Origin of the sequence: Mycobacterium sp. NAZ190054, from assembly GCF_001545925.1 — a bacterium.
Lineage (GTDB): Bacteria > Actinomycetota > Actinomycetes > Mycobacteriales > Mycobacteriaceae > Mycobacterium.
The window spans coordinates 1-5,835 of record NZ_LMVQ01000228.1 but is presented as its reverse complement, the minus strand read 5'-3'; the positions used below and the strand labels follow the sequence as shown (position 1 = coordinate 5,835).

At 67.8% G+C, this 5,835-nt stretch carries 4 protein-coding genes and 3 pseudogenes; 2 read left to right on the top strand and 5 right to left on the bottom strand.

Features of this window, described 5'->3' with window-relative positions; translation table 11 throughout:
* From ASJ79_RS31125 to ASJ79_RS16735, 4 genes and pseudogenes are all read right to left on the bottom strand, one after another.
* A pseudogene (locus ASJ79_RS31125) lies at positions 1 to 126 on the bottom strand (argininosuccinate synthase); the annotation flags it as partial.
* Positions 102 to 677: pseudogene (locus ASJ79_RS31120) on the bottom strand (hypothetical protein); the annotation flags it as partial. The pseudogenes ASJ79_RS31125 and ASJ79_RS31120, both read right to left, overlap by 25 nt.
* Before the next feature lie 159 nt (positions 678 to 836).
* Positions 837 to 1,256, bottom strand: coding sequence for a cytochrome c oxidase subunit 4 (locus ASJ79_RS16740; protein ID WP_067957281.1), 420 nt, complete (start codon positions 1,254 to 1,256; stop codon positions 837 to 839).
* Between the two features lie 9 nt (positions 1,257 to 1,265).
* The gene (locus ASJ79_RS16735; RefSeq protein WP_369803696.1) at positions 1,266 to 2,357 is read right to left on the bottom strand and encodes a cytochrome c oxidase subunit II; all 1,092 of its coding nucleotides are present in this window, start codon (positions 2,355 to 2,357) and stop codon (positions 1,266 to 1,268) included.
* Between the two features lie 102 nt (positions 2,358 to 2,459).
* Here ASJ79_RS16735 and asnB point away from each other — a divergent pair, with 102 nt between their 5' ends.
* Positions 2,460 to 4,391: an asparagine synthase (glutamine-hydrolyzing) gene (gene asnB, locus ASJ79_RS16730; RefSeq protein WP_067957275.1), complete on the top strand. Its 1,932-nt coding sequence runs from the start codon at positions 2,460 to 2,462 to the stop codon at positions 4,389 to 4,391.
* A 9-nt stretch (positions 4,392 to 4,400) separates the two neighbouring features.
* Here the strand turns inward: asnB and ASJ79_RS16725 are convergent, their stop codons facing one another.
* Complete coding sequence (locus ASJ79_RS16725; protein ID WP_067957272.1) at positions 4,401 to 5,375, bottom strand: carbohydrate kinase family protein; 975 nt, start codon at positions 5,373 to 5,375, stop codon at positions 4,401 to 4,403.
* A gap of 187 nt (positions 5,376 to 5,562) precedes the next feature.
* Here ASJ79_RS16725 and ASJ79_RS16720 point away from each other — a divergent pair.
* Positions 5,563 to 5,835, top strand: a pseudogene (locus ASJ79_RS16720) (hypothetical protein); the annotation flags it as partial.

Here is a 5,835-nt window from a genome sequence, read left to right as displayed (position 1 = left end):
CGCGGTCTTCAGCGGGGAGTACCAGAGGCCGTCATAGACGAGCTCGCCCCACTTCTGGTCGGTGGTGCGCTTGAACCGGCCCAGTTCGCGCTCCAGCGTGACGTGCTCGAGCTCGGTGTGGGCGGTGGGGGCGCCTCGGCGGCCTCCGGTGGTGGCGGAGGCGGCGGCTCGGTGACCGTGACCGTCTCCGGCGGTGGCGGCGGCGGCGGTGCCTCCGTCGTGGTGGGCGGCGGCGGTGGCGGCGGAGGCGCTGTCGTGGTGGTGAACTCGTCCTGCACCGGAGGCGCCGACCTCGTCGTCGTCGTTTCCGGGGTGGCCAGGTTGTCGGTCTCGGTGCGGGTCACCAGAACCGACACCGAGACCACCAGCGCGATGGCGGCGACGATCGCGACGACGCCGACGACCCACGGCCACCGCGGAGGCGGCGCAGGTTCGGGCTCGGCGGTCCCGTCGTAGCTGTCGTAGTCGTACAGCGATGCGTCGCCCGGCACGTAAGGGGGACTGACGAACTGTTCGGACTCCGGCGCCGAGTACGCCCGCGAATAGAAGTCGGTCTGGCCGGTGTCGGGGTTCTCGACGTCCCTGGTGGGTTCGTCCGGGGTGGGCTGGCCAGCCGGCTCCTCACCTGGGAGGCCAGAGCTGCCAGAGTCCTGCCCGGGAGGATTCGGCCCGCTCATCTACGTCTATCCTTTTCGACTGCTTCTCCGGCGCCGGTGGTCGCCGTGACGGCTCAAGGCGCCTCGGCAACACTACCCAACGGCAGCACCCGATCGGATGGGTCAACGGGGGTTGCGGGCGAACTCATGCCCTGATTGTGACCTTGGCGCCGGGCCGCGTCAGTGCTTCTCGGGTCCCGTGTGGTACTCGAACACCAGGCCCGCCACGGTGGCGAGGATGAAGCAGACGCCCGCGACGATCAGCCACGGCAGCCACATCGCCATCCCGACCGCGGTGATCGAGCCGGACAGCGCGATGAAGATCGGCCACCAGCTGTGCGGGCTGTAGAAACCGAGCTCCCCGGCGCCGTCGGCGATCTCGGCGTCCTCGTAATCCTCCGGCCGGGTGTCGAGCCGACGCGCGACGAAGCGGAAGAACGTGCCGGTGATCAACGTCAGACCGGTGGTGAGCGCCAGCGCGGTGGTGCCGGCCCACTCGATACCGCCCGGAGCGAACAGGTCGGTCAGTACGGCGTAGACCACGGTGGACAGCGCGAAGAACGCCGTCAGGAACTCGAACAACCTGGCTTCGATATGCATCTGCTGTCCTTACCTGCTCGCCTGCGGCAGCTCGGGCGCGCCCTCACCGCGACGGGTGTCGAAGGGTTTGGTGGTGATCGCCAGCGGGGGCTGGTTGATCGCCTGCAGCGCCTCGGCGTTCGTCTTTCCGGCGCTGCGCTGATCGAGGTAGGCCTTGAAGTCGTTGGGCTCCACGACACGCAGCTCGAAGTTCATCATCGCGTGGTAGGTGCCGCACATCTCGGTGCACCGACCGACGAAGGCTCCGGTCTGGTTGATCTCGCTGATCTGGAAGATGTTGTCGGAGTTGTTCTCCTTGGGGTTGGGCAGCACGTCCCGCTTGAACAGGAACTCCGGCACCCAGAACCCGTGGATCACGTCGGCGGACGCGATCTGGAACTCGATCCGCTTACCCACCGGCACCACCAGGACGGGGATCTCGGTGGACGTCCCCAGCGTCTCGATCTTGTCGAAGTTCAGGTAGGTGCGGTCCTCGGGGTTCTTGCCGTAGATCGCACCGACCTGCTCGATGCCGTGGTCGTCCACGCCCTCCGGACGCGACGTCATGGCCTCTTTGCGCTCGTTGTCGACGCCGTCGTAGGTCAACGTGCCGTCGGCGAAGTCGACCCGCTGGTAACCGAACTTCCAGTTCCACTGGTAGGCGGTGACGTCGATGACGACCTCGGGGTTCTCCTCCTTGTGCAGCATCCGCTCCTGCACCACGACCGTGAAGTAGAACAGCACCGAGATGATGATGAACGGGATGACCGTCAGCGTCAGCTCCAGCGGCATGTTGTAGCCGAACTGGCGGGGCAACTCGACGTCGTCCTTCTTCTTGCGGTGGAACGCCATCGTCCAGAACAGCAGGACGTAGACGATCGCGCCGACGACCAGCGCGGCGATCACCGAACCGATCCACAGCTCACGGTTCAGGTGGGCTTCGGGGGTGATGCCGTTGGGCCAGCCGAGGCCGAGCACCTCCGACCAACTGCATCCGCTGAGTAGCACCGCCGTCCCGCCCAGGAGCAGCGACAATGCCACCAACTTGGGGCCGCGAGCGGACACGTTGGCGCCTCCTACTAAGTCGATTGACCGGCGGGCGGTCAGACGGCTGCATCGAATACTACGCAGCGTAGACCACGCCCGTGAGGCGACGCGAAGCGACCGGTGATTGCGCGCGCGTGCCGGTCTCTGCGGATTTTCCGGATTAGGCATACTGGCGCGGTGTGCGGACTGCTGGCGCTGGTCACCGACCCTTCCTCTGAGGTATCCCCCACCACCGTCGACGCCGTGTCGGGAGCTACCGCACAGATGCGGCACCGTGGCCCGGACGAACCGGGCACATGGCACGACGACCGCGTCGTGCTCGGTTTCAACCGGCTCTCGATCATCGACATCGCCCACAGCCACCAGCCGCTGCGGTGGGGCCCCGCGGACGCTCCGGAGCGCTACACGCTGGTGTTCAACGGCGAGATCTACAACTACCTGGAGCTGCGTGACGCGCTGCGTGCGGAGTTCGGTGCGGTGTTCCACACCGACGGCGACGGCGAGGCCATCGTGGTGGCCTACCACCACTGGGGCGCCGAGGCGCTGACGAAGCTGCGCGGCATGTTCGCGTTCGCGCTGTGGGACAGCGTGACCCAGGAGCTGTTCTGCGCCAGGGATCCGTTCGGCATCAAACCGCTGTATCTGGCCACCGGCCCGGGCGGCACCGTCGCCGGCAGCGAGAAGAAGTGCCTTCTCGACGTGGCCGAGCGGGTCGGAATCGATCTCGGCGTCGACGAGCGTGCCGTCCAGCACTACACCGTGCTGCAGTACGTCCCCGAGCCCGAGACGCTGCACCGCGGGATCCGCAGGCTGGAGTCGGGCAGCTACGCGCGGATCCGCCCCGGCGCCCAGCCGGAGGTGAGCCGCTACTTCAGGCCCCGGTTCGACGCGGTGGCGTTCCGCCCGGGCACCGAGCAGGCCCGTTACGACGAGATCACCGCGGCGCTCGAGGACTCGGTGGCCAAGCACATGCGCGCCGACGTGACGGTGGGCGCGTTTCTGTCCGGGGGTATCGACTCGACCGCGATCGCGGCGCTGGCGATGCGGCACAACCCGCGCCTGATCACCTTCACGACCGGGTTCGAGCGGGAAGGTTTCTCGGAGGTCGATGTCGCGGTGGCGTCGGCCGAGGCCATCGGTGCGCGCCACATCACCAAGGTGGTCAACCAGCACGAGTTCGTCGCGGCGCTGCCGGAGATCGTCTGGTATCTCGACGAACCGGTCGCCGACCCGGCGCTGGTACCGCTGTACTTCATCGCCAAGGAGGCCCGGAAACACGTCAAGGTGGTGCTCTCCGGAGAGGGCGCCGACGAGTTGTTCGGCGGCTACACGATCTACCGGGAACCGTTGTCGCTGAAGCCTTTCGACTACCTGCCGCGCGGTCTGCGCAAGTCGGTCGGCAGGATGGCGGGCCCGCTGCCGGAGGGCATGCGGGGCAAGAGCCTGCTGCACCGGGGGTCGTTGACCCTCGAGGAGCGCTACTACGGCAACGCGCGCAGCTTCTCCGACGCGCAACTGCGCGCGGTGCTGCCACGGTTCCGGCCGGACTGGGTGCACACCGATGTCACGGCGCCGGTGTACACCGAGTCCCGGGGCTGGGACCCGGTGGCGCGGATGCAGCACATCGACCTGTTCACCTGGCTGCGCGGGGACATCCTGGTCAAGGCCGACAAGATGACGATGGCCAACTCGCTGGAGCTGCGGGTGCCGTTCCTGGACCCCGAGGTGTTCGCGGTCGCGTCACGCCTGCCCTACGACCAGAAGATCACCAGGTCGACGACGAAGTACGCGCTGCGCCGGGCACTCGAGCCGATCGTCCCGGCGCACGTGCTGAACCGGCCCAAACTCGGATTCCCGGTGCCGATCCGGCACTGGTTGCGGTCCGGTGAGTTGCTCGACTGGGCGTACGGGATGGTCGGTGCGTCCGGTGCGGGCGAATTCGTCGACCTCGCCGCCGTGCGCGCGATGCTCGACGAACACCGAGGCGGCACGATCGATCACAGCCGCCGGCTGTGGACGGTGCTGATCTTCATGCTGTGGTACGCGATTTTCGTCGACGAGAGCGTCACCCCGCAGATCAGCGAGCCGACCTACCCGGTCCAGCTGTAGCGCCGCCGATCAGATGGCCTCGGCGATCTCGGCGGCCGCGTCCGCGCCGTACGCGTCGGACAGGCGCTGCACGGCCGATTCCTTGTGCCAGCTCCACTCCTGCGGGCCCGGGGCCTCCAGCACCAGCGTCGCCACCAGGGACGCCAGCTGCGCCGCACGCTCCAGCGACAGTCCGGCATCCCGGCCCGTCAGGAAGCCGGCGCGGAACGCGTCGCCGATGCCGGTGGGGTCTTCCTTGTGGGTCTCGGGCACGACGTCGACGTGCACGAAGGTGCCGTCGCGGCCGACGAGGTCGACGCCCTTCTCACCGAGGGTGGTGACGCGCAACTGGATCTGGCGCATCACCTCGGCCTCCGACCAACCGGACTTCTGCAGCAGCAGATCCCACTCGTAGTCGTTGGTGAACAGGTAGGTCGCGCCGTCGATCAGCCGGCGGATCTCCTCGCCCGACAGCCGCGCCAACTGCTGGCTGGGATCGGCGGCGAACGCCAGGCCGAGCTTCCGGCACTCCTCGGTGTGGAGGAACATCGCCTCTGGGTCGTTGGCCCCGATGATCACGAGATCCGGTGTACTGCCCGTCTGCTTCACGACATCGGCGAGCTTGATGTCGCGGGCCTCCGACATCGCACCCGGGTAGAAGGACGCGATCTGGGCCATGTCCTCGTCGGTGGTGCACACGAACCGTGCGGTGTACGCGCTTTGCGACACGAGCACGCCGTCGCAGTTCACGCCGTGCGAGGTGAGCCACTGGCGGTAGTCGTCGAAGTCCTCCCCGACCGCCCCGACCAACAGCGGGCTGCCGCCCAGCACGCCCATCGCGAACGCCATGTTCCCCGCGACGCCGCCGCGGTGCATGACGAGATCGTCGACGAGGAAGCTCAGCGACACCTTCTGCAGATGATCCGCCAGCAGCTGCTCGGAGAACTTCCCCGGAAAGCGCATCAAATGGTCGGTCGCTATCGATCCGGTCACCGCAATGGTCACGCAGTCCCACCCTTCGTCGTTTCGGCGTCTCAGCCTAGTGGCGGACGCTCCGGCGGGCAGATATCGGCCTCGTCGTGGTCTCATCACCGGCGGGGGCGCCGTCCCCAGGTGCGCTAACCTGCCTATAAGTGCCTGCCCGGTCACTGTAGATGCGCAGGATCCGATCGACCTCCCCGGGAGCAAATCTATGACTGGTCCGTACCCGCCCCAACACGGCGCAGGACCAGCAGGCCCGCAGATGTATCCGGAGGGCTACCCGCCGCCGACCTACCCGCCCATGGGGGCCCCGTATCCGGACCCCGGCCCGGGCGCGGCCTATCCGGGTCCGCTGCCGCCGCCGGTGCAGTATCCGAAGCGCAAGCGACCGTGGATCATCGCCGGCGTAGCGGTGGTGGCGGCCATCGCAGTGGTCGGCGCGATCACCGCGGTCGCGTTCACCGGGGGACGCGACGGTGCCGCC